Source organism: Actinomadura keratinilytica (assembly GCF_039539665.1).
In the GTDB taxonomy this organism is placed as follows: Bacteria; Actinomycetota; Actinomycetes; order Streptosporangiales; family Streptosporangiaceae; genus Spirillospora; species Spirillospora keratinilytica.
In genome coordinates this window covers 1-24,129 of the sequence record NZ_BAABDO010000101.1, presented here as the reverse complement: position 1 = coordinate 24,129, position 24,129 = coordinate 1, and the positions used below count along the sequence as shown (strand labels likewise).

The following is a 24,129-nucleotide window of genomic DNA, read 5'->3' as shown; positions in this document are numbered from 1 at the left end:
CGTGATCGAACGCTGCTTCAACCGGCTCAAACGCTTCCGCGGCATCGCCACCCGCGCGCAAGCCGAACGGATGCTGTGGAAGCTGGCCGAGGAAGGCCACGCCGACGTCACCCGAGACGACCGGCTCCGGGCGTTCATCCTGCTCGCCACGTTCGCAAGCCTGCGGTGGGGCGAGATCACAGCGCTTCGGCGCTGCGACATCGACATCGCGAACCGCACCGTCCGGGTGCGGGCCGCGTTCGTCGAACAGGCCAACGGGAAGATGCTGCTCGGTCCGCCCAAGTCCCGGGCGGGCCTGCGCACGGTCTCCATCCCGGCGGCGATCATCCCGCACCTGGTCGCGCACCTGAACAAGTACGTCCGCCCCGGCGACAACGCCCTGATCTTCACCGGGGCCAAGGGCGGGCCGATGCGACGCAGCGGCTTCAACAAGATCACCCGCTGGAAGCTTGTGGCAGAGTCGCTCGGGGTCCCCAATCTGCACTTCCACGACCTGCGCCACACCGGCAACACCCTGGCCGCCGACATGGGCGTCTCGACCAAGAACCTCATGGCCCGCATGGGCCACGACAACGAACGGGCCGCACTGCGCTACCAGCATCGGTCCAACAGCGCTGACCGTGCGATCGCCGACGGTCTGGACGCCCTCGTGCGGGCCGCACAGCAGCGGGACGACGGTGACGAGGGGGACGGAGCGGCTGGCGCGGCGAGGGGCTGGTGCCCGTGGCCTAATCGCCCGCTAGTTGCCCGTCGCTGATCGGATGGCTGAACGATCAAGGCCCAGGTTCGGGGGTCATGCCCCCTGACCTGGGCCTTCTTCCTTGAGCGGGTGACGGGAATCGAACCCGCGCTGTCAGCTTGGGAAGCTGAAGTTCTACCATTGAACTACACCCGCGTGGCGGTGGTACCCGCCTCGCACATGGTACCGGAAACCATGGGGTCGGTGAGAACGGTATGCGGGGCCGCGTGGGTGCCGAGGACCCGGTAGCGTGCTTGACGTGCTGCTCTCCGATCGTGACATCAGGGCCGAGCTCGAATCCGGGCGGGTGAAGATCGACCCGTTCGATCCGAGCATGATCCAGCCGTCCAGTGTGGACGTGCGGTTGGACCGGTACTTCCGGGTGTTCGAGAACCACAGGTATCCCCATATCGACCCGGCTGTGGAGCAGCCCGACCTGACGCGGCTGGTCGAGGTGGACGCCGAGGAGGCGTTCGTGCTGCATCCCGGGGAGTTCGTGCTGGCCTCCACGTACGAGGTGTTCGGGCTGCCGGACGACCTGGCGGCGCGGCTGGAGGGCAAGAGCTCGCTCGGACGTCTGGGGTTGCTGACGCACTCGACGGCAGGCTGGATCGACCCCGGGTTCAGCGGGCACGTGACGTTGGAGCTGTCCAACGTCGCGACGTTGCCGATCAAGCTGTGGCCGGGGATGAAGATCGGGCAGATGTGCCTCTTCCGGACGAGCTCGCCGGCCGAGCACCCGTACGGGTCGGAGCGGTACGGGTCGCGCTACCAGGACCAGCGGGGGCCGACGCCGTCGCGGTCCTACCTGAACTTCCACCGCACCAAGGTCTGATCACCGGCCTTCGGCGCAGGCGCGCTGGAAGCGGGTCGCCCAGTCCCGAAGCCGGTCGAGCACCTCGGGCGGGTTGAGAACGCGGAAGTCGGCACCGAGGGTGCCCAGCGCCATGGCCGCCCAGTCCAGGGAGTCGGTGGTCATGCGCATCCGGCAGTGCTCGGCGTCGACCTCCTCGACGGTGGCCCAGCGGCCCAGGCGCCGGCGGACGTCCGCGGCGGGCGCGTCGACGATCGCCTCCACCCGGTAGGGGCGCGGCAGGTTGTCCAGGCGTGCGCGGACGAACTCGGCGGCGTCGGCGGCGGGCAGGTCGCGGGGACGGAACCGGACGCCGGTTCCGTCCGGCGCCGAGAGCCGGTCGACCCGGAAGCTGCGCCAGTCGTGCCGGGTGAGGTCGTAGGCGACCAGGTACCAGCGGCGGCCGAGGGGGACCAGCCGATGCGGTTCGACGAGCCGGTCGGTGCGGCGGCCGTCGGCTGCGGTGTAGGAGAAGCGGAGCTGCTCGCTGTCGCGACAGGCCAGCGCGATCGCGGTGAGGACGCCCGGGTCGACGGCGGTCCTGGCCGGACCGCCCCCGAGAGGCACCGTCATCGCGCGCAGCGCCTCGACCCGGCGGCGCAGGCGGGGCGGCATCACCTGGACCACCTTGGCCAGCACGCGCACCGAGGATTCGGCGATGCCCTCGACCGCGCTCTGGGCGGCGGTCTGCAGTCCCACCGCCAGGGCGACCGCCTCCTCATCGTCGATCATCAGCGGCGGCAGCGCAGCACCGGCGGCCAACTGGTAGCCGCCGTCCACGCCGCGCTGCGCCTCCACCGGATAGCCCAGTTCACGCAGCCGGTCGATGTCCCGGCGCAGGGTGCGGACGGAGACGCCCAGCCGTTCGGCCAGTTCGGTGCCCGGCCAGTATCGGTGGGTCTGCAGCAGGGACAGCAGCCGCAGCGTCCGGGTACTGGTGTTCGCCACGTTCTCCATCCTCGCGCGAATTGAGGTCAGAAAGTGACCGCTGCGGTTCCTAGCGTGGGCTGCGCACTCGACGACCACGGAGGGCCGAGAACATGACCGCCAACACGCCGACCACCACCCGCGAGCGCGCCGACCTGCTGGAGATGCTGGCCAAGCAGCGGCACTTCCTGCGCTTCACCACCCGGGATCTCACCGACGAGCAGGCCCGGCAGCGGACCACCGCCAGCGAGCTGTGCCTGGGCGGACTGATCAAGCACGTCACCTCGGTCGAGCAGAGCTGGGCGGACTTCATCGTGAACGGGCCGTCGGCGATGGTCGACTTCGCCTCGATGACCGAGGAGGACTGGGCCAAGCGGGCCGACGAGTTCCGGATGCTGCCCGGGGAGACGCTCGCCGGGCTGCTGGACGCCTACGAAGTAGTGGCCCGCCGGACGGACGAGCTGGTCGTCTCCCTGCCCGACCTGGACGCCACCCAGCCGCTGCCGAAGGCCCCCTGGTTCGAGGACGCCCGCTGGTCGGCCCGCCGGGTGTTCATGCACATCGCCGCCGAGACCGCCCAGCACGCCGGGCACGCCGACATCATCCGCGAGTCCCTGGACGGCGCCAAGAGCATGGGCTGACCGCAACCACGACCCCGGTGAAGGCGGCGGCGCGCCAGAGCGCGCGCCGCCCCGCCGCCCGGCGTTCAAGCAGTGCCTCCAGACCAAGCTCCGTCCATTCCACGTCCGCCGTCGCAGGATGGCGTCCTCCAGCTGGTGAGACGCTGCAGCACCGAAGCCATCCGAGGCCGCCGCTCGTCTTCACCTCTGCTGGCCGCGCTCAACCGGCCCGAGCAACGGCGGGGTATCGCCACCGCCGCAACCAAGCTCGCTTGTCACTACCCGAGCCAGGAGCGCCCTTGTCACCGCTCTACTGCGGATCGACCATGCTCCACCGGAACACGCCTTAGGCGGTGCGCGCTTAGCGTGGCGGGTGGCGCTGCCGCGTCGTCTCTTGAGCCGGTTGGTGACGTTGCGACGTCGGCGGGGTGCCCCCGTCGCCAACGCGCCGTCCCGGCCCGCTCGCACCGGTGGAGCCGCACAGGCGGCGGACGCCCCGGCTGCCATAGGCCATGTCCGGCGGATCCTGACATCCGGCTTTCGAGAACGGGTGGGGTGCCGACCGGGTCGTCCGCTGCGTGCTGCGAGTCTGCGGTTTCACCGCCGTCATGTGCGGCCGGGCCGGGATGGCGGCCCCCGCCCGTCGCCTATGCGGCCACCCTGCCGACACCGCAACGAGGTCGGGACCGCCCTGGTCGCCGCACTGCTGCGGGCCTACCATGATCCACCGGACAGGCCCTGGTAGCGGCACACGCAGCTCGAACGGCACGCACCTCCGGCGGCGCGAGGCATCACCCCGCGGCGGAGGCATCGTCCGACACTCGACAACATCTATCGGTGCAAGCGCATCCCCCCGGCGGCGCGCGGCGGCACCGGAGAGACGGGGAATTGACGCGCTCCCCGGCCTGAAGGCCGGGGATTCAGCCTGTGCCGCGCGTGCGGCACTTCTGCGGCTTCCTGCTTCACCGGGTCCCGCCCCCGCGCTAGGCGGCGGGTCTTACGGTCCCTCCACAGGCGTTTAGCCTCTCCGCTCGTCCGGCGGCGAGGATGTTCTTCGCTGCGTTCACGTCCCGGTCGTGCACCGCCCCGCACGGGCAGGTCCACGACCGGACGTTCAGCGGCATGTACCCGGCGACCGCCCCGCACGCCGAGCACAGCTTGCTGCTGGGAAACCACCGGTCGATCTTCACCAGGGTCCGGCCGTACCGAGCGGCCTTGTAGGCCAGCATGTTCACAAACTGCGCCCATCCGGCGTCGTGCACGGACTTGGCCAGCGTGGTGCGGGCCAGGCCCTCCACCGCCAGGTCCTCCACCATCACCGCTTGGTTCTCGCGGATGATGTGCGTGGAGAGCTTGTGCGCGAAGTCCCGGCGCGCGTCGGCCACCCGAGCGTGGGCGCGGGCGACCCGGGCGATGGCCTTCTTCCTGTTGTTCGACCCCTTTGCCTTGCGGGACAGGGCTTGCTGCGCCTTGCGCAGGCGCCGTTCGGCGCGGCGGAGAAACCGGGGGTTGCCGATCTTCCGGCCGTCTGAGAGCACCGCGAAGTGGGCCAGGCCGAGGTCGATGCCGACCTCGGTGGTCGTTTCCGGCAGCGGCTCGGCGGCGGCCTCGACGACGAACGACGCGAAGTACCGCCCGGCCGCGTCCTTGACCACCGTCACGCTGGAGGGCTCCGACGGCAGACGCCGGGACCATTTCACCGTAACGTCGCCGATCTTCGGCAGGCGCAGTTTCCCGCCCGGCGTGATCTGGAAGCGGGCGTTGCGGGTGAAGCGGATCGCCTGCCGGTTGTCCTTGCGGGACCGGAAACACGGCGCGCCGGCCTTCGGCCCCTTCCGCTTCCCCGAAAGGGAGGCGAAGAAGTTCCGGTACGCCTTGTTCAGGTCGGCCAGCGCCTGCTGGAGCACAACAGCGGACACCTCGCCCAGCCAGGCGCGCTGCGGGGTCTTCTTCGCCTGCGTGATGATGCGCTTGGACAGTTCGCCGTCGGAGATGTACGGCAGCCCGGCCGCGCGGGCCTCCTCGCGTGCGCGCAGCCCGTCGTTGTACACCACCCGGGCGCACCCGAACGCCTTGGCCAACGCCTGACGCTGGCCCGGCGTCGGGTAGAGGCGGAAGTTGTACCGGAGCTGCACAACGATCATCCTACCATTGGTCTATGGCCGAGTACGGAGACATAAGAACCGGTAGACACTGTGTTTTCGCCCTGCACGCTCACTTGGTTTTCGTGACCAGGTTCCGGCATCCGGTGTTCACCGGCGTCCACCTGGAGCGCATGGAGCAGATCATGCGGGACGTGTGTGCTGATTTCGAGTGCGAGCTGGCAGAGTTCAACGGCGAGAGCAACCATGTCCACCTGCTGGTGCACTTCCCGCCGAAGGTCGCCCTGTCCCGGCTGGTCAACTCGCTGAAAGGGGTGTCCTCCCGGCGGCTGCGGCAGGAGTTCCCCGAGCTGGCCCGCCACTACTATCGGGGGAACAAGTTGTGGTCGGGTTCCTACTTCGCCGGGAGTGTGGGCGGCGCTCCGCTCAGTGTCCTGCGCCAGTACATCGAGCAGCAGAACCGCCCGGTCTGAGCCGGGTAGACGCTGGATCGCCCGGGGCGATCCGGCTTTCCCTGCCCCGCTACGCGGGAGGGTCCGCTTCACCCCCGGCCTGAAGGCCGGAGCACTGCGGACGAGCCTGGTAGCCAGCGACGCGCGAGGTATCACTGAGCCGGAGCGTGGGATCTCTCCACGGCAGCGGCAACGGACGACATCACCCGCTAACACCGAAGCCAATGCGACACAGTGCTGCCAACAACGCGAGCACACCACACCCAATGGCTCAGCACATAGCGGCGCCTCACGGCGGGCGCAGCTCCGAGGCAGGGGCACCGTGCGGCGCGCTGCTGCACGAGCGTCATGGGGCTGCACCCGGCGACGGCGAGCGGCAGGTGGTCTCTCCCAGCCGGTCCCGGCACCAGCTCGCGGCGCGCGGCAGCCCCAGCGGGTGGACGACATCGCACGGTGGCGCGAGAACATCGGCCCGGGCAGCGCGCAGCATCGTCAATCGGCACTCCGGCATCATCCAACGGCGTGTTTCAGCAACCGGATGCGATGCCTGATATGTCGTCGTACGCGGCGAGCAATGCACTTTCAGGCGTCTTCTTTGATCATCTTCCGTGTTGTCGTAATTGTTTATTCGAGGGGCGGTCGCGCCGGACGGGCAGCCTGGCTTCTCGCCGGTATTCCGGCACGGGCTCCACACCCTCCGGATCTCCTCAGATGGCCGCAGGCCCCGCCGTCCACCCGATGAGCAGCACAACCGGGACGATTCGACAGTATGTGAACATGCACATCCGCCGCCTTATCTCGTTACCTTTCCGGCGTTTCTGCCGGTACGACGATCGGGCGACTTCGCGGCGGTCAGTTTACCGACGGCCGGTTTAGGCGCGGCATTTCCCAGGGCAGTCTCCAGGCGATTTCGCAGACTGATCGCCGGGATTCGGAGGGGCTCATGTTCACTCGCAGGCAAGTCCTCAAGGTCGGCGCCGCCGCAGGCGCCACGGCCGGCGGTGGGCTGACGCTCTTCCCCGCACGCGCCTTGGGGGCGACGCGGTTGCGACCCATGGATCCGGCGAACATCCCCAAGTACGTCGAGGAGCTGCTGATTCCGCCCGCGATGCCGCCGGTGGGCCGTCGCGGCGACATCGTCGAGTACCGGATCGGGGTGCGGCAGTTCCGCCAGCAGGTCCTGCCGCGGTCCATGCCGCGGACCACCGTATGGGGCTACGGCTCGGTGGCGCATCCGGGGACGTTCAGCTATCCGGGCCACACCATCAATGCCAGGGCCGGCCGTCCGGTGCGCGTGACCTGGATCAACCAGCTGATGGATTCCCGCGGCGACTTCCTGCCGTCGCTGGAGGCCGTGGACCCGACCCTGCACTGGGCCAACCCGCCGGGCGGCGTCGCCCGCCGGGACTCCACCCCGGAGTTCAGCCGCACGCCCCGGCCCTACGGCGGGCCGGTGCCGATCGTGACGCATCTGCACGGCGGTCACAGCCTGCAGGACAGCGACGGGTATCCGGAGGCCTGGTACCTCCCGGCGGCGCGGAACATACCGCGCGGGTACGCGAGGGTGGGGTCCTTCTACGACCGGTTCCGGGCGGAGTCCGAGCAGCGGTTCGGTGTCCGGTGGCGGCCGGGCAGCGCAACGTTCCACTACGCCAACGACCAGCGCGCCGCCACGCTCTGGTACCACGACCACACGCTCGGCATGACCCGGACGAACGTCTACTCGGGGCTGGCCGGCTTCTACCTGCTGCGGGGCGGCCCGTCGGACCTGCCGGACGGCGTGCTGCCCGGTCCGCCTCCCGGCGTCGGCCACCCCAAGAGCAGGCGCTGCTTCGACATCCCGATCCTGATCCAGGACAGGTCGTTCTACGCCGACGGCTCGCTGTTCTATCCGAACAGCAGGGCGTTCAGCGGGTATCGCGGCCCGTACATCCCGGGCACGGACGTGCCGCCGTTCTGGAATCCGGAGTTCTTCGGCGACGCGATCGTCGCGAACGGGAGGACATGGCCGGTGCTGCGGGTGGAACAGCGCCGCTACCGGCTGCGGTTCCTCAACGGCTGCAACGCGCGGTTCCTGATCCTCAAGGTCGCGGACGATCCGGTCGCCCGCCCGGCCCGGGCGGCGCTGCCCATCTGGCAGATCGGCAGCGACGGCGGGTTCCTGCCCCGGCCGGTGCGGTTCGAACAGCTGCGGATCGCACCCGGCGCCCGGTTCGACACCGTCATCGATTTCGGCGAGGTTCCCGTGGGCACCGAGCTGTGGCTCATCAATGAGGGCCCGGACGACACCATGAGCACCGGTGCTCCGGACGTGGACTTCGTACCGGCCGATCCGCACACCACGGGCCAGGTGCTGAAGTTCGTGGTCTGCCCGCGCAGCGGCCCCGACCGCAGCGTTCCGCCCGACCAGCTTCGGCTTCCTTCGCTCCCGTCGCTGGGCGCGGCGGCCCGCACCCGGCGTCTGGTGCTCACCGAGGAGATGCCGGACGCCGCCGATTCCGCCGCCGGCCCGGTCCGGATGCTCCTCGGCACGGTCAGCGCATCCGGTGCCGCGGTACCGCGGATGTGGAGCGATCCGGTCACCGAGTCCCCTGTCCTCGGCACCACCGAGATCTGGGCGCTGCGCAACGACACCATGGACGCGCACCCGATCCATCTGCACCAGGTCCAGTTCCAGGTGGTCGGACGCGGACCGGACGGCACCGCGCCACCGGGTCGCGGTGACACCGGTTACCTCGACACGGTGACCGTGCCGCCGCGGCAGACCGTCCGGATCAAGGCTCACTTCGACATCCCCGGGCGCTTCGTCTGGCACTGCCACATGCTGGAGCACGAGGACAACGAGATGATGCGCCCCTACGAGGTCGTCCGCCGCCGCAAGCCCGCCAAGGGCGACGGCCGTCCCAAAGGCCGCTCACACAAGACCAAGCACTGATCGTTGTGAGACATGGCGTGGGGACGCCGGAATCTGCGTCGAAGGTGCGGGTCTTCCGGAGGCAGGGCACCCTGCCTCCGGAAGACCCGTCCCGTAACGCGCCGTTGCCCGGTCCAGCGCCGCCTTTCCCGCCCAGTCACGCACGTGGCCGAGGAGATGGGCTTCTCCGCTCACGCACCGGCATACGGGCCAATGACCACCGCCGCCGCTTCGGCGAAAGCGGCCTGCTGGACCAGCTCGATGGACCGCCGTCCGTGCAGATCAAACACTTCACCACGATGCACCCCGCCTCGCCCGGCTGGCCCACGCCACCAGACACGCCGGGAGAGGGACGCCCACGCATCAGTGAGATCAGCACGCTGCACCGGCCCAGCGCCCACGCAACACCACGACGTCTGCGCACATCAGACAACCTCACGACGGCGCACTTCGCCCCATCCAACCGGTCCGACACCACAGACACACCCGAACTGAAGCAACCACGACCGCCAACGCGCAGAGATCAGCCCACCAGGCCGACAACGGCCCGCATCGTCCGGGACACCGCGCAGGCCGGACGGCTTCGCCGCCAGCACGCCGACCTCCATCCCAACCGGCACCACGCCACCAGACACACCGGGAGAAGGACGCCCGTTGCCACCGCTCCGGTGAGATCGGCCTGCTGCACCGGCCCGCCAACCCACACCCCAACCCCATCTACGCAGAACACCTCAGCACAACACCGCCACCCACCCCACCCAACCGGTCCGACACCCCCAGACACATCCCACCCGAAGCAACCACGCCACCAACGCGCTGAGATCAGCCCACCGCCCGCGTCATCGGGGACGTCGCGCAGGCCGGACGGCTTCGCCGCAAGTGCACCACCATTCCATCCGGCTGGCCCAACGCCGCCAGATGCAGCAGCAAGTGTCGGTGAGCCACTACCGCAACTCGATGAGATCAGCCTGCTGAGACGGCCTGCAGCGCACACAGCCGGCGCGCCGTCTGCACCCATCAGACGACGCCACCGCAACGCACTGTGTCCCGCCCGGCTGGTCCAACGTCGCCAGTCCCGCCAGTGGATGTGGGGCAACCACTGCCGCCGGCCCGAGGAGATCAGTCCGCTTCACCGACCCATCCGCCCACACCGCGACCTCATCGTCTGCGCAGTTCAACCGCGTCCCACAACGCACCGTTGCCCCGCCGACTGGTCCGACAGCGCCGGACACGCCGGGGGAGGGAGCGCCCGCCGCCGTTTCGGTGGGATCGGCCTGTTGCGTCGGCCTGGCATCCCGCACTCCCGGCCCCATCGGCGCAGATCAGACGACCTCAGAACAACCCACCGTCATCTCATCCGGCTGGCCCGGCACCACCTGCTCACCGGCGGTGGTTCGCCCCCTGCCGTCGCATCGGTGAGATCGGCCCACGGGACCGGCCCGCGACTGCACCCATCAGACGACCCAGTGCGACTTGCCGCCCTCTCACCCGGCTGTTCCAGTACCGCCCAACCCACCAGGAGTGGATCATCGCCGCCGCGTCGATGACATTGACCGGCCGGACCGGCGCAGGGGCGCACACCTCCGACGACGATCTGTGCGGATCAAGCGGTCTCAGTGCGGCGCATCGTCGTCCCGACCGGCCGGTCCAGTGCCGGACAGGCCGGGATCGGGGCGGCCACTGCCGCCGCTTCGGTGAGATCGGCGTGCCGCACCGACTCGGCAACCTGCACTCCCGACCTCATCTGCGCAGGTCAGACGGCTTCAGCACAACCCGTCGTCGTCCGTCTATCCCCGGATCGACCGCCGCCGCATCGGCGGGGTCGGTTTGCTGCGCCAGACGGCGGCTCACACCACTGGCAGGTCGGACGGTCTCAGCGCGGCGCCGGCTGGTTCAGCTCCGCCACACGCCGGGGGTGGGGCGACTGCTGTCGTCGTCTTGGGGGAATCGGCTGTTGGGGGGCGTGGATTGGACGGGCTTGCAGCGAACGTGCCTGTGCGGCGGGCAGAGCGGCCCCTCAACGGGTGAATGCACAGGTGGGGGGGCATCGTGGCATTTGTTGCCGGTGTGGTCGTGGGGGATTTCGTGAGGAGGCTCACGGGATGGACGGGTGTTGGTGTGGCGGCAGGTGGGGAGGGGTACACAAGGGCGCTTTATGCACGGTTTACGGGGGTAGATGCCAGAACGTGACGTCACGGTGCGGTGTGGGCGGATGGCCCCGCCGTGCGGGCGGTACGCGCGGACCGCCGCGGAGTGTGACTCAGATCACCAAAAGATGAAACATCTTCCCAGGGAAGGTAGTTTCAATCGACGCACAGCGTTGACGTCCGGTTGACCTGCACTTTGCGTGAACCACATCACACCGGACGACAAGGCCGTGGAAAGGGAACCTCGGAGCGCCGCGGACGCGCTCATGGAGAAGTTTCCGCGCGCCCCTGGCAGCCCCCGGGGGTGGCACCCGGCTCGTTCCGGGTGTCCGTGGAAACCCGGAAAGGAGACCGTGTCCATACTCCGCGCGGAACGCGTTACCAAGCTGTTCGGCCGCAAGACCGGCGAAGCGCTGCGAAAACTTGACGCCGGCGCGGATCTGGCGGAGATCCGTGCCATGGGCGTGACTCCCGCCGTGGTGGACGCCACGTTCGAGGTGGAACGCGGCGAGACCTTCGTGGTGATGGGCCTGTCGGGCTCCGGCAAGTCCACCCTGATCCGGATGCTGAACGGGCTGCTGGAGCCGACCTCGGGACGCGTCGAGGTGGCCGGGCAGGACATCGCCCGCATGCCGGCCAAGCCGCTGCGCGAACTGCGGCAGAAGAAGATCAGCATGGTCTTCCAGCACTTCGCGCTGTTCCCCCATCGCAGTGTCCTCGCCAACGCCGCCTACGGGCTGGAGGTCCAGGGGGTTCCGAAGGAGCAGCGGGAGAAGACCGCCCGCGAGTTCCTGGGGCTGGTCGGCCTGGACGGCTGGGAGGACCACCTGCCCGGCCAGCTGTCGGGCGGGATGCGGCAGCGGGTGGGCCTGGCCCGCGCGCTGGCGGCCGGCACCGACATCGTGCTGATGGACGAGGCGTTCAGCGCGCTGGACCCGCTGATCCGCCGGGAGATGCAGGACCTGCTGCTGGACCTGCAGGCGCGGCTGGGCAAGACGATCGTGTTCATCACGCACGACCTCAACGAGGCCATGCGCATCGGCGACCGCATCGCGGTGATGCGCGAGGGCCGGATCGTGCAGATCGGCACGGCCGAGGAGATCCTCACCGATCCGGCCAACGACTACGTGGCGCAGTTCGTGCAGGACGTGGACCGCACCAGGGTGCTGACCGCCGCGTCCGTCATGGAGAAGCCGCTGGTCACCGTGCCCGCCAACACCGGCCCGCGGACGGCGCTGCGCACCATGCGCGAGCACCAGACCGGTGCGGCGTTCGTGGTGGGCCGCGACCGCAGGCTGGTCGGCCGGGTCAGCGCCGCCAAGATCGCCGACGCGGTGCAGGACGGGCGGCAGACCCTGGACGGCCTGCTCGACCCCGAGGACCTGGCCCCCGTCTCCCCCGACACCCCCGTGGCCGACCTGTTCGCCCGGTGCGCCGAGAGCGACCTGCCGGTGCCGGTGGCCGATGACAGCGGGACGCTGCTCGGGGTGATCCCGCGGGTGACGCTGCTGGCCGCGCTCGGCGCGATCAGCACGCATCTGCACGAGGTCACCGAGTCGGCCACGGCCCCGGCGGAGTCCGCCGAGGACGTGCCCGCGGCGGCGCGGGAGGTGAGCAATGCGGGCTGACGCCGCGGCGGCGGCCGTGGAGCTGCCGCGCATTGCGGTCGGCGACTGGTTCGCCGACGCGGTGGACTGGCTGACCGACAACCTGGGCTGGCTGTTCGACGCGATCGGCTCGGCCGTGGAGGGCGCGGTCGACGGGCTGACCGGCCTGCTGACGGCGCCGCCCCCGCTGGTGCTGATCGGCGTCTTCACGCTGCTGGCGCTGTTTCTGAGCGGCTGGAAGCTGGGCCTGTTCTCGCTGGCGGGCTTCGCGCTGATCGACAGCATGGAGCTGTGGGAGCCGGCCATGGACACCCTCGCGCTGGTGCTGGTGTCCACGGTGGTGGCGCTGATACTGGCGCTGCCGCTGGGCGTGGCGGCGGCGCGCAACGACGTGACCAGCCGGGTGCTGCGCCCCGTGCTGGACTTCATGCAGACGATGCCGGCGTTCGTCTACCTGATCCCGGCGATCTTCTTCTTCAGCATCGGTGTGGTGCCGGGCGTGGTGGCGACGGTGATCTTCGCGCTGCCGCCCGGGGTGCGCCTGACCGAGCTGGGCATCCGCGGCGTGGACGCGGAGATGGTGGAGGCCGGCGAGGCGTTCGGCACCGCGCCGGGACGCATCCTGACCCGCATCCAGATCCCGCTGGCCATGCCGTCCATCATGGCGGGCGTCAACCAGCTGATCATGCTGGCGCTGTCGATGGTGGTCATCGCGGGGATGGTCGGCGCGGGCGGTCTCGGCGACGAGGTGCTGCAGGGCATCCAGCGGGTCGATATCGCCAAGGGCTTCGAGGGCGGGCTCGCCGTCGTGGTGCTGGCCATCTTCCTGGACCGCGTGACGTCGGCGCTCGGCGACCGCTCGGCCGTGGCCCGCGCCAACGCCAAGATGACCGCCTGACCCCGCTCCTCGGCGGACGGACGGCCGTCCCCGCACGGCACGGGCAGGGAGCCGGAGTACGCGCCCGGGACGTCGGGCGGCCGTCCAGGCGGGGCGCCGGACGACCGTGCCCGAAGAAACCTCCGGTACGCCCGCCTGAATCCTGTAACCGACGGAAGGACATACAGCATGCGCTGGAAGTTCAAAGGTCTGACCATCGCCGCGGCGGCGCTGGCCGTGGCGCTGACCGCGGCCGGATGCGGCGGCGGCAGCGACTCCGGCTCGGGGGGCGACAAGAAGATCACCATCGGCATGGTGGCGGGCTGGGCCGAGGGTGAGGCGGCCACCGCGCTGTGGAAGCGGATGCTCACCGACAAGGGCTACACCGTCGAGGTGAAGACGCTCGACACCGGCCCGCTGTACACCGGCATGGCGCGCGGCGACGTGGACCTGTTCATCGACGCCTGGCTGCCGGGCACCCACGAGGACTACTGGAAGCAGTACGGGGACAAGCTGGAGAAGATCGGCGTCTGGTACGACAAGGCGCCGCTGACGATCGCGGTGCCGAACTACTCGCCGCTGAAGTCGCTGGAGGACCTCAAGGGCAAGGGCGGCCAGTACGGCGGCAAGATCATCGGCATCGAGAAGAGCTCGGGCCTGTACCGGGTGTCGCAGGAGAAGATGCTGCCCGCCTACGGCCTGCAGGACGAGTACGAGGTGACGACCTCGTCCACGGCGGCGATGCTGAGCGAGCTGAAGAAGGCCACCGACGCCAAGAAGGACATCATCGTCACGCTGTGGCGGCCGCACTGGGCGTACAGCAAGTTCCCCATCCGCGACCTGGCCGACCCCAAGGGCGCGATGGGCCAGCCCGACGGCATCAACACCGTCGCCCGCGAGGACTTCAGCAAGGACCAGCCCGAGGTCACCGGCTGGCTGAAGAAGTTCAAGATGGACGACCAGCAGCTGGGGACCCTCGAGGACCTCATGGAGAACAAGTACAAGGGCAAGCCCGACCAGGCGGTCGACGAGTGGCTGAAGGCCAACCCGACCTTCGCCTCGTCGATCACCGGCTGATCGGCGCCGAGAACGCCGCCGTGCGAAGGGGAAAGGGCCGTCCGGTCGCCGGACGGCCCTTTCCCTTTCAAGCGGCCGGGCTCACTCGGCGGCGGCGGGCTCCTTCTCCCCCTGGGGGCTGCCCTCGCCCTTGATGGAGCGGATGAGCAGCTGGGAGACGTCCACGACCTCCAGCGACTCCTTGGCCTCGCCGGCGTTCTTCTTCTCGTTGATGGCGTCGCCCAGCATCACCAGGCAGAACGGGCAGGCGGTGGAGACGGTGTCGGGGTCGGTCCCCAGGGCCTCGTCCACGCGCTCGGTGTTGATGCGCTTGCCGATGCGCTCCTCCATCCACATGCGCGCGCCGCCGGCGCCGCAGCAGAAGCCGCGGTCCTTGTGCCGGTGCATCTCCTGGGTCTTGACGCCCGGGACCTTGGCCATGATGTCGCGGGGCTGCTTGTAGACCTTGTTGTGGCGGCCCAGGAAGCACGGGTCGTGGTAGGTGATCTTCTCCTCGATCGGGGTGATCGGGGTGAGTTTGCCCTCCTCGACCAGGTGCGCCAGCAGCTGGGTGTGGTGGACGACCTCGTAGTTCCCGCCGAGCTGCGGGTACTCGTTGGCCAGGGTGTTGAAGCAGTGCGGGCAGGTCGCCACGATCTTCTTGGCGCCGGCCTCGTTGAGCGTCTCCACGTTCTGCTGGGCCAGCATCTGGAAGACGAACTCCATGCCCAGGCGGCGGGCCGGGTCACCGGTGCAGGCCTCCATCGGGCCGAGCACGGCGAACTTGACGCCCGCGATGTGCAGCAGCTCGGCGACGGCCTTGGTGGTCTTCTTGGCGCGGTCCTCCAGGGCGCCCGCGCAGCCCACCCAGAACAGGTACTCGGTGTCCTCGGGGACCTTGTCCTCGACGACCGGGACCTCGAAGTCCAGCTCCTCGATCCACTCGAGGCGCTTCATCTCCGACATGCCCCAGGGGTTGCCCTTGTTCTCCAGGTTCTTGAGCATCACGCCCGCCTCGGACGGGAAGCTCGACTCGATCATCACCTGGAAGCGGCGCATGTCCAGGATGTGGTCGATGTGCTCGATGTCGACCGGGCACTGCTCGACGCAGGCGCCGCAGTTGGTGCACGACCACAGCACGTCGGGGTGGATGACGCCGTCCTCGCCGACGAGCGGCTTGTCCACCTGCATGGCGGCCTTCTGCTCGTCGGTGAACTTCTCCTTCTCCTCCTCGGAGGCGAGGATGTAGGGGGCCTTGGCGAACGCGTGGTCGCGCAGCTCCAGGACGACCATCTTCGGCGACAGCGGCTTGCCGGTGTTCCAGGCCGGGCACTGCGACTGGCACCGCCCGCACTCGGTGCAGGTGGCCATGTCGAGGAAGCCCTTCCAGGTGAAGTCCTCGATCTTGCCGCGGCCGAAGACGTCCTCGTCGGGGTCGGCCTCCTCGAAGTCCAGCGGCTTGCCGTTGCTCATCATCGGCTGGGCGGCGCCCAGGCCGTCCGGGCGGCGCTTGAACATGACGTTCAGCGGCGCCAGGAAGATGTGCAGGTGCTTGGAGTTGACGACGATGACCAGGAAGACCAGCGCGACGTAGATGTGCAGCAGCAGGCCGAGCGACTCCAGCACCTCGAGGGTGTCGTGGCCGAGCCCCTCGAACAGCTGCCCGGTCAGGTAGGAGAAGTACGCGCCCTTCCCGAAGGCGAGGTTGCCGCTGGCCCAGGCCGCGCCCCGGAAGAAGAACATCGTCCAGATCACGTTGAAGATCATGAACAGGATGAGCCAGGCGCCGCCGGTGTGCGAGCCCTTGAACCGGGACTTGCGGTCCAGCTTCTTCGGCGAGTTCTTCCACCGGATGACCGAGAACACCACCAGGCCGGCCGTGCACAGCAGCGCGATGGTGTCCTGGACGAACCCGATCGGCCCCCACGTCTGCAGGCCGGGGATGTGCGCGTCCAGCCCGAACAGCAGCGCGACGGCCGCCTCCAGGTAGACGGTGATCAGCAGGATGAAGGCCCACATGACGAAGAAGTGGGCCAGGCCGGAGGCGGTCCACTTCAGCAGCTTGCGCTGCCCCATGACCTCCACGACCTGGCCCTCCAGGTCGGCCTTGGGATCGCGCTTGACCTGAAGGACGCGCTCGGGGTCGGGTTGGCCGCTGGTGAACAGCTGCCACAGGAACAGGACCCGCCGCCCGGCGAGCGCCACCGCGACCGCCGTGCCGGCGAGCCCGAGTATCAATGTGAGCCAGAACACTGTTCCGTCCTCCCGAGGTACGGCGTCGGCTGCCAGCGTAGGGCTCGCGACAGTCCGTGATTCATCCGGGCCCCGAATACTACTCGGCAGTAGCTTATGCTCGTTCCACCGCATGCGCCGTCCCGCCCGGCCACAGGACGCCGCCCCCGCAGGACCGGTCCCGGCCACGCGGAGATCGCCTATATATATGCACCGCGAACGAGCCGTACAAGCCCGCCGACGCAGGACTTTTCGCCGCAGGTCACAAGGCGGGCCGCGACCACGCGGGCGGCCCCCGGCCGACCGGAGCGCCCGGCGCCGCACGCGACCGCGCGAGGCCCGCCCTGCGGCACGACCGCCACGATGATCAGCAACGCGGCGTCCGCCCACCGGGTGCTCGCTCGCAGGCGAGGCGATGCGTGTGCTGCCCTGCCGTCACGACCGGCCGGGCGCCTCACCCGTCGTCCGCACCCCGCCTGATCTGGGCGACCCGCGCCGACGCCACCCGACTGCCGCGCTCGCACAGCGGCTGATCATGCCGCTGTGCTGGACGCCCCGTCGCCGCCCGCTCCCGGCTCGGGCGGGCCGCCGGAAACGGCCGGCCGCCGCCCGGACGCCGCAGCCGGGTGGGGATCGCCCCGCTGCGGCGGGCGACCGGAGGCCAGGGCGGCGTCACCCCCGATGCAGCGGGCGGTGCGGCGCGCGGGCCGGGAGGCGCCGAGGCCGAACTCGGCCTCGCGCGCGGCAGCGGAGCCGGCCGCCACGTCAGGCGACCGCGTCAGCCGCGGGCGGAGTCGGGCGGACGAAGTGCTCGACGGCACGCGCGACCGCGGGAAACCCAGCGTTCGGCGCGGTCGCCGCACTGATCAGCTAGGCGGCGTCCGCCCACCGGGGCGCTCGCTCGCGGATGCGGCGGAAGCGATCCGTGTGCTGTCCGTATCCCGGCGGCCGTCCCGGCGGCCCGATCGTCTGCCCGGCCGCCGGATCCAACGCCCCGTCCACGGCGGCATCACCGCCGACCAGATCCGACCGCGGGGGCGTCAGACGCGTTCGAAGACGGCGGCCAGGCCCTGGCCGCCGCCGATGCACATGGTCTCCAGGCCGTAGCGGGCGTCGCGGCGGTGCATCTCGCGGGCGAGGGTGGCCAGGATGCGGGCGCCGGTGGCGCCGACCGGGTGGCCGAGGGAGATGCCCGAGCCGTTGACGTTGAGGCGGTCGAAGTCGGCGTCCGTGAACTCCCACTCGCGGGTGACGGCGAGGACCTGCGCGGCGAACGCCTCGTTCAGCTCGATCAGGTCCATGTCGGCCAGGGTGAGCCCGGCGGCGGCCAGGGCCTCGGCCGTGGCGGGGACGGGGCCGATGCCCATGGTGCGCGGCGGCACCCCGGCGCGGGCCCACGACACCAGCCGGACGAGCGGCCGCAGCCCCAGCTCGGCGGCCCGTTCCGGGGTGGTCACCACGCACGCGGCGGCGCCGTCGTTCTGGCCGCTGGCGTTCCCGGCGGTGACGGTGGCCTGCTCGTCGGTCTTGCCGAGGACGGGACGCAGCCGGGCCAGGCTCTCCAGGGACGTGTCGGGACGCGGGTGCTCGTCGGTGTCCACGACCGTGTCGCCCTTGCGCGACCGGACGGTCACCGGGACGATCTCGTCGTCGAACCGGCCCTCGCGCTGGGCGGCGACGGCCCGCCGGTGCGACCGCACGGCCAGCTCGTCCTGCTCCTCGCGCGGGATGCCGTACTCGCGGCGCAGGTTCTCGGCGGTCTCCAGCATGCCGCCGGGCACGGGGTGGTTGCGGCCGCCGGCGGTGACGCGGCCACGCGCCAGCGAGTCGTGCAGCTCCAGGGACGCGCCGCGCAGGCCCCAGCGCGCCTCGGTGGTGTAGAACGGCGCGTTGCTCATGCTCTCCGCGCCGCCCGCGATGATCAGGTCGCTGACGCCGGTCTGCACCTGCATGGCGGCGTTGAGCACGGCCTGCAGCCCCGAGCCGCAGCGCCGGTCGATCTGCATGCCGCCGACGTCGATGGGCAGCCCGGCGTCGAGCGCGGCGACCCGGCCGATGGCGGGCGCGTCGGACGTCGGGTAGCAGTGGCCGAGGATCACCTCGTCGACGGCGTCGCCGGGCAGGCCGGTGCGCTCCAGCAGCGCCCGGATCACGGTGGCGGCCAGCTCGACGGGCGGCACGGACGCGAGCACCCCGCCGAACCGGCCGATCGGGGTGCGCAGCGGCTCGCAGATCACCACATCGCGCATCGTTTCGCTCCTCACCGTGACATCCGGCCGCGGGCACCAGACGAGGCTACGCCGCCGCCCGGTCACCCCGGGCTTCGGGCTCCGGTTCGGTGGAGGTTGAATGCGGTTCAGCAATCCGCACGCGAACAGGAGGCGGCGATGGACGGCTGGGCGGAACGGGTCGGCACGGTTCGGGTGGTCGGCACGGGCGTGATGGGCCGCGGGATCGCGCAGCTCGCGGCGGCGGGCGGGCTGACGGTCGAGCTCGCCGACGTCCGTCCCGAGGCGGTGGCGGCCGCCGTCGAATACGTGTCGGGCATGTTCGGCAAGCTGGTGGCCAAGGGCCGGATGACGGCCGAGGACGCGGCGGCGGCGAAGGCGCGGCTGCGTCCGGTGGACGGGCCGCTCGCCCCGGCGGACGGGTGCGACCTGGTGATCGAGGCCGTCCGCGAGGACCTGGCGACCAAGCGGGAGCTGTTCGCCGGGCTGGAGAAGGTGTGCCCCGAGCACACGGTGCTGGCGACCAACACCAGTTCGCTGTCGGTGACGGCGATCGGGGCGGGGCTGGCCGATCCGAGCCGGCTGGCCGGCCTGCACTTCTTCAACCCGGTGCCGCTGATGCGGCTGGTCGAGGTGATCGCCGGGGCGCGGACCGCCGCGTGGCTCCCGGGGGCGCTGACCGGGCTGGTCCGGCGGCTCGGCCACGAGCCGGTGCTGGCGCCCGACACCCCCGGGTTCCTGGTCAACCACGCCGGGCGCGGCCTGGTGACCGAGGCGCTGCAGATCCTGGGCGAGGCCGTGGCCGAGCCGGCGGACGTCGACCGGATCGCCCGCGACGTGCTCGGCCTGCGCATGGGCCCGTTCGAGCTGCTGGACCTGACCGGGCTGGACGTGTCGCATCCGGTGCTGGAGAGCATCTGGACGGGGTTCTACGACGAGCCGCGGCTGCGTCCGTCCCGGATCACGCGGGCGCGGATGGAGGCGGGGCTGCTCGGCCGCAAGGCCGGCGAGGGCTTCTACCGGTACGTGGACGGCGCCAAGCAGGAGCCGCCGGAGGCCCCGGCCCCCGCCGCCGAGGCGCGTCCGGTCTGGGTGCACGACACCGAGCCGGGCGTGCGGGACGCCCTCGCCGCCCTGCTCGGCGGGAACGTCGAGCAGGGCGAGCGCCCGTCGGCCGATGCGGTGGTGCTCGTCGCCCCGTACGGGCGCAGCGCGCTGGACGTGGCGCGCGAGCACGGCCTGCCCGCCGAGCGGGTGCTGGGCGTCGATCCGCTCGGCGGTTTCGCCTCGCGGCTCACCCTCGGCGTGCACCCCGGCGTGGATCCGGCCGCCGGGCGGGCCGCGCTGGCCGCGCTCGCCGCGACCGGACGGCCCGTCACGGTGGTGCGGGACGCGCCCGCGCCGGTGGCGCAGCGGCTGCTGGCCTCGATCGTGAACGTCGGCTGCGGCATCGCCGAGCAGCGGCTGGCCAGCGCGGACGACATCGACACGGCGGTGCGGCTCGGCCTCGGCTACCCGCGCGGCCCGCTGGAGTGGGGCGACCACGCGGGCGCCGCCACCGTGCTGCGCGTCCTGCGCGGGCTGCACGCCGCGACCGGCGACCCGCGCTACCGCCCCAGCCTGTGGCTGGCCGAACGCGCCGAGCTCGGCCTCCCGCTCACCGAGACCGGCACCACCCCGGCCGACCTGCTCTGACGGCCCCCTCCCGGCTCCGCACCGGATCCGGTTTGAACTCCGCCGCGGCGAGGCTGCGTATCTCCCCGACGTAGGTCCGGGATATCGGAGCTGGGAGGGTTCATGGGGCGTGCGAACACCGCCGGGAAACGCCGTCTGCGCGCGATGATCATCGGGACCTCGGTGGCCGTCGGGGCCGCGGGCCTGGTGGCCGGTTCGCTGTACGTGGTGAACACCGACGCCGAGTCGGAGCCGCCGCGCGAGGCCGCGCTCGCCGGGGGCGCCCGCGCCGGGCAGAGCACCGCGCGGGCCGCGCAGGAGCAGGCGGACGACGGCGCGGGGGCGCTGGCCGCCAGGCTCGCCCGCCGGCTCGGTACCCGAACCAACGGCGGCTACGTGGACTCGGCGGGCCGCGCCGTCGTCACCGTCACCAACGACGACGACGCGGCGATGGTGCGCGCGGCCGGCGCCGTGCCGAAGACGGTGCGGCGCACCCCGGCCGCGCTGCGGCGCATCACCTCGACGCTGCGCACGTCGATGGCGGACGTGCCGGGCACCGGCTGGGCCATCGACCCGGTCACGTCCCAGGTGGTGCTGTGGACGGACGCGTCGGTCACCGGCACCCGCATGGCCCGGGTCCAGCGGATGGTGCAGCAGATGGGCTCGTCCGTGCGGACGGTGCGGTTCTCCGGGCGGCTGCGCACCCTCGCCGACGGCGGCGACGCGATCTTCGGCGGGGGCTCGCGCTGCTCGCTGGGCTTCAACGTCCGCCGCGGCGGCCAGGACTTCTTCCTCACCGCCGGGCACTGCGGCAACGCCGTGGCGGAGTGGACGGCCGACCAGCGCGGCGCCCGCCCGCTCGGCACCACGGTCGCCAGCAGCTTCCCCGGCAACGACTTCGCGCTGGTGCGGTCCGCGCAGCAGGGCCTCGGCGGGCAGGGCGGCGTCGACCTCTACAACGGGCAGGTCCGCGACATCACCCAGGCGGGCGAGGCGGTCGTGGGACAGCGGGTGGCGCGCAGCGGGAGCACCACCGGTGTCACCACCGGCCGGGTGCTCGCCGTGAACGCGACCGTCAACTTCCCCGAGGGCACGGTCAGCGGCATGATCCAGACGTCGGTGTGCGCCGAGCCGGGCGACAGCGGCGGCCCCCTGTTCGCCGGGACGACCGCGCTGGGGCTGACCTCCGGCGGCGCGGGCGACTGCCGGACCGGCGGTGTCACGTTCTTCCAGCCGGTGACCGAGGCGCTGGAGCGGTTCGGGGCCGAGGTGTTCTAGCCGGGGGCCGGGCCCGGCCGCCGCGGAAGGCCACCGCCGCGAACGCCCGCTGCGGCCGGGTGCGCGACCGGCACGGCGATCAACCGCACGATCGGCGCTGCGGCCGGGTGCGGCGGGGCGGCGGTCAGTCGCGCGGGCGGGGCGGTGCCGGGAAGTGGTCGGGGGTCCGCAGCCGGGCCCTGATCCAGGCGCCCGCGGGGCGCAGCGAGGCGGTGCCCGCGAACGGGCCGTCCGGGCAGGTCCCGCCGCGGAACACCGACACGTCGCTGTAGTTCCAGTTCACCCAGCTGATCTTCTTGCGCGCCATCAGGTCGAGGTACCGCCCGGCCCGGCCGAAGTCGTCGCCCCGGCCCTCGGGGTCGGTGGTGCCGAACTCGGTGACGAACACCGGGATGCGGTCGGCGGCGCGCGACAGCGCGTCCAGATACGGGCGTCCGTGGCCGCCGGCGTAGAAGTGGAACGTGTACATGATGTCGTCCGCGCGGACCGGGGCGTTGACGATCTCCCGTTCGTCGGAGTTCTCCGACACGCCGAGCGAGGACCAGCCGCGCGTGCCGACCAGGACCGGCGCGCGGGGGTCGTACCGCCGGATCACCGGCACCAGCCGTTCGGCGTAGTCGCGCACGCGCGCCCAGGGCACCCGGTACGGCTCGTTGACGATCTCGTACAGCACGTTCCCCCGCGCCGCGTGCCGGCGGGCGATCTCGGTGAAGAAGGTCGCGGCCCGCCCGAGGTGGCGGTGCGGATCCCCCGGGCCGAGCAGGTGCCAGTCGACGACCACGTACATGCCGAGGGCGGCGGCCTGCGCGATGAGGCGGTGGACGCGGTCGGTGATCCGGCGGGGGTCGGTGGCGTAGCCGCCCTCGTGCACGTACACCGGCAGCCGGAGGACGTCCGCCCTCCAGTCGCGGGCCAGCGCCTCCAGGGAGCGGCGGGTGAGGCAGTCCCGGTACCACTGCAGGCCGTGCGCGCTCATCCCGCGCAGTTGGACGGGGGCGCCGTGCTGGTTGCACAGCCGGGTGCCGCAGACCCGCAGCCGCCCGTTGACCGCGACCGGGCTGCCGGCGGGCGGCCCGCGTTCCGGCCACGCCCCGCCGGACCGCAGGGCGGCGGGCGGTGGGGCGAACCCCGAGGGGAGGCCGCCGGCGCCGGGCCGCGGGCCCGCCCCCGGCCCGGACGCCGAGACCGGCAGCAGGATGACGAAGGCCGCGCCCAGCGCGCCCACCGCGCGCCACGCGCCCCGCCCGGCGACGCCGCCCGGGGAACGGCGGTCCCTGAGATCGCCCAAGCCGACTCCGCCCTGCTCACCGGCCCCTTTTTGGGTGCTTCCTAATCACCATTAGAACCTGAGCCGAAAATGATTGCCAGGGCGCGACCGCCTGTTGAACGCCGCCGCCCCGCCCCGCGGGGCGCGCGGGGCGGGGCGGCGGGCGGTCCGGGCGCCGGGTGGGACGCCGTCAGTCGGCCGCGGGCCGGGACGGACGCGTGTCGGTCCACTCCGTCTTGATGATCACCTGGCTGTTCTCCACCGTGCCCGGCCGGTAGACGGCGGGGTCCTGCGGGCCTCGCTCCACCGTGGTCGACACCGTCGCCAGCAGCGCGCCGGTGCGGGGGTCGAAGATGGCGCGCTCCATCGAGGTCCCCCCGCCGGTCGCCGAGGCGGTGCGGGGCGCCTCAAGCGCCACGCCCGGCCGTCCGAGCGGGTCGGCGACCCGGCCCACCGCGCGCACGCCCGGGGTGTCGGCGAGCATCCTGATGAAGGCCGCCCACACCTTCGGCGGCAGCGGGAGTTCGGACACCGCCAGGGTCGCCTCGACGATCTTCTGGCCGGGCCCCGTGGGCTTCCTGGGGCCGCGAAGGACCGGCGGCCGCGTGGACGGCGCCGTCAGCAGCTTCTCCAGTTGCTTGGGATCGGTGGGCAGGTTGCGCAGCTCGTCCGCCGTCAGCCACCGGCCGAGCAGGAAGAAGCGGTCGGAGTTCTCGTTCCGGTCGCTCGGGTCCTCCTTCCACGGGGTGGGCGCGGTGCGGTAGAGGTCCGGCAGCGCCGTGCGGTCCTGGTGGTAGGGGAACGTGCGCGGCGACCCGGCCCGCTTCCACAGCGCCTCGTCCCGAGGCGTCTGCGGTCGGGCCCCGAGGTCGCGCGTCCACACCGCCGACTGGCCGGCCCGGTCGCGGGCGCGCCACGACCACATCTCGTCGCACGGCTGGACGATGTAGTCGCCCGTCTTGGCCTCGACCGGTTCGGCGTGGCAGTTGCGGACGTGCGTCACCAGGTACCGGCCGTCGGCCTGCCGTTCGGCCTGGACGGCCGCGGCGAGCACCATCTCCCGGGGGCCGGGGGCGCTCGGCCCGGGCGGCGCGGCGCCGCCGGAGCCGACGGTCGCGACGGCGACCGCGCCCGCCGCCCCGGCCGCGACCGGCGC

General features: G+C 71.5%; 15 protein-coding genes, 1 tRNA gene and 1 pseudogene. 10 read left to right on the top strand and 7 right to left on the bottom strand.

Annotated features, from left to right (window positions below; all coding sequences use genetic code 11):
- Positions 1–757, top strand: a 757-nt coding sequence (locus tag ABD879_RS25225) for a site-specific integrase (protein ID WP_345024090.1), incomplete at its 5' end; no start/stop codon positions are given.
- Between the two features lie 67 nt (positions 758–824).
- Here ABD879_RS25225 and ABD879_RS25220 read toward each other — a convergent pair.
- Positions 825–895, bottom strand: a tRNA-Gly gene (locus ABD879_RS25220).
- A gap of 103 nt (positions 896–998) precedes the next feature.
- Here ABD879_RS25220 and dcd point away from each other — a divergent pair.
- Positions 999–1,574, top strand: a complete 576-nt coding sequence (gene dcd / locus ABD879_RS25215; RefSeq protein WP_345024092.1) for a dCTP deaminase — start codon at positions 999–1,001, stop codon at positions 1,572–1,574.
- Here dcd and ABD879_RS25210 read toward each other — a convergent pair whose 3' ends face one another.
- Positions 1,575–2,540, bottom strand: a complete 966-nt coding sequence (locus tag ABD879_RS25210) for a helix-turn-helix transcriptional regulator (RefSeq protein ID WP_345024089.1) — start codon at positions 2,538–2,540, stop codon at positions 1,575–1,577.
- A 92-nt stretch (positions 2,541–2,632) separates the two neighbouring features.
- Between ABD879_RS25210 and ABD879_RS25205 the strand changes: the two genes are divergently transcribed.
- On the top strand, positions 2,633–3,160 hold the full coding sequence (locus ABD879_RS25205; protein WP_345024088.1) for a DinB family protein: 528 nt from the start codon (positions 2,633–2,635) through the stop codon (positions 3,158–3,160).
- A gap of 962 nt (positions 3,161–4,122) precedes the next feature.
- Here the strand turns inward: ABD879_RS25205 and ABD879_RS25200 are convergent.
- Positions 4,123–5,274 (bottom strand): RNA-guided endonuclease InsQ/TnpB family protein, encoded by a 1,152-nt coding sequence (locus ABD879_RS25200; protein WP_345024091.1) that lies wholly within the window; start codon positions 5,272–5,274, stop codon positions 4,123–4,125.
- Between the two features lie 23 nt (positions 5,275–5,297).
- Here ABD879_RS25200 and tnpA point away from each other — a divergent pair, with 23 nt between their 5' ends.
- The 5 genes and pseudogenes from tnpA (at position 5,298) to ABD879_RS25175 (ending at position 14,315) form a co-directional block, all read left to right on the top strand.
- Positions 5,298–5,714: an IS200/IS605 family transposase gene (tnpA, locus tag ABD879_RS25195; RefSeq protein WP_345024087.1), complete on the top strand. Its 417-nt coding sequence runs from the start codon at positions 5,298–5,300 to the stop codon at positions 5,712–5,714.
- Positions 5,715–6,747: 1,033 nt separating this feature from the next.
- Entirely contained in the window at positions 6,748–8,628 is a 1,881-nt protein-coding gene (locus ABD879_RS25190; protein WP_345024084.1) for a multicopper oxidase family protein, read from the top strand.
- A 2,479-nt stretch (positions 8,629–11,107) separates the two neighbouring features.
- Positions 11,108–12,382: a quaternary amine ABC transporter ATP-binding protein gene (locus ABD879_RS25185; RefSeq protein WP_345024083.1), complete on the top strand. Its 1,275-nt coding sequence runs from the start codon at positions 11,108–11,110 to the stop codon at positions 12,380–12,382.
- Between the two features lies 1 nt (position 12,383).
- Positions 12,384–13,259: pseudogene (locus ABD879_RS25180) on the top strand (ABC transporter permease); the annotation flags it as partial.
- A gap of 168 nt (positions 13,260–13,427) precedes the next feature.
- A complete protein-coding gene (locus ABD879_RS25175) occupies positions 13,428–14,315 on the top strand; it encodes a glycine betaine ABC transporter substrate-binding protein (RefSeq protein ID WP_345024082.1) in 888 nt (295 codons plus the stop codon).
- 81 nt (positions 14,316–14,396) lie between these two features.
- On the opposite strand, the gene ABD879_RS25170 is transcribed toward ABD879_RS25175, so the two are convergent.
- Together ABD879_RS25170 and ABD879_RS25165 are read right to left on the bottom strand one after the other, a co-directional pair.
- A complete protein-coding gene (locus ABD879_RS25170) occupies positions 14,397–16,547 on the bottom strand; it encodes a (Fe-S)-binding protein (protein WP_345024081.1) in 2,151 nt (716 codons plus the stop codon).
- A 1,019-nt stretch (positions 16,548–17,566) separates the two neighbouring features.
- Positions 17,567–18,775 carry an acetyl-CoA C-acetyltransferase gene (locus ABD879_RS25165; RefSeq protein ID WP_345024080.1) on the bottom strand — a complete coding sequence of 403 codons (1,209 nt, stop codon included), beginning with the start codon at positions 18,773–18,775 and terminating at the stop codon, positions 17,567–17,569.
- 138 nt (positions 18,776–18,913) lie between these two features.
- Between ABD879_RS25165 and ABD879_RS25160 the strand changes: the two genes are divergently transcribed.
- Entirely contained in the window at positions 18,914–20,449 is a 1,536-nt protein-coding gene (locus tag ABD879_RS25160) for a 3-hydroxyacyl-CoA dehydrogenase (RefSeq protein ID WP_345024079.1), read from the top strand.
- A 102-nt stretch (positions 20,450–20,551) separates the two neighbouring features.
- A complete protein-coding gene (locus tag ABD879_RS25155; RefSeq protein WP_345024078.1) occupies positions 20,552–21,706 on the top strand; it encodes a S1 family peptidase in 1,155 nt (384 codons plus the stop codon).
- 124 nt (positions 21,707–21,830) lie between these two features.
- Here ABD879_RS25155 and ABD879_RS25150 read toward each other — a convergent pair whose 3' ends face one another.
- Both ABD879_RS25150 and ABD879_RS25145 read right to left on the bottom strand, forming a co-directional pair.
- Positions 21,831–22,994, bottom strand: coding sequence for a glycoside hydrolase family 5 protein (locus tag ABD879_RS25150; RefSeq protein ID WP_345024077.1), 1,164 nt, complete (start codon positions 22,992–22,994; stop codon positions 21,831–21,833).
- Between the two features lie 169 nt (positions 22,995–23,163).
- A partial coding sequence (locus tag ABD879_RS25145) for a CU044_5270 family protein (RefSeq protein ID WP_345024076.1) occupies positions 23,164–24,129 on the bottom strand: 966 nt, incomplete at its 5' end.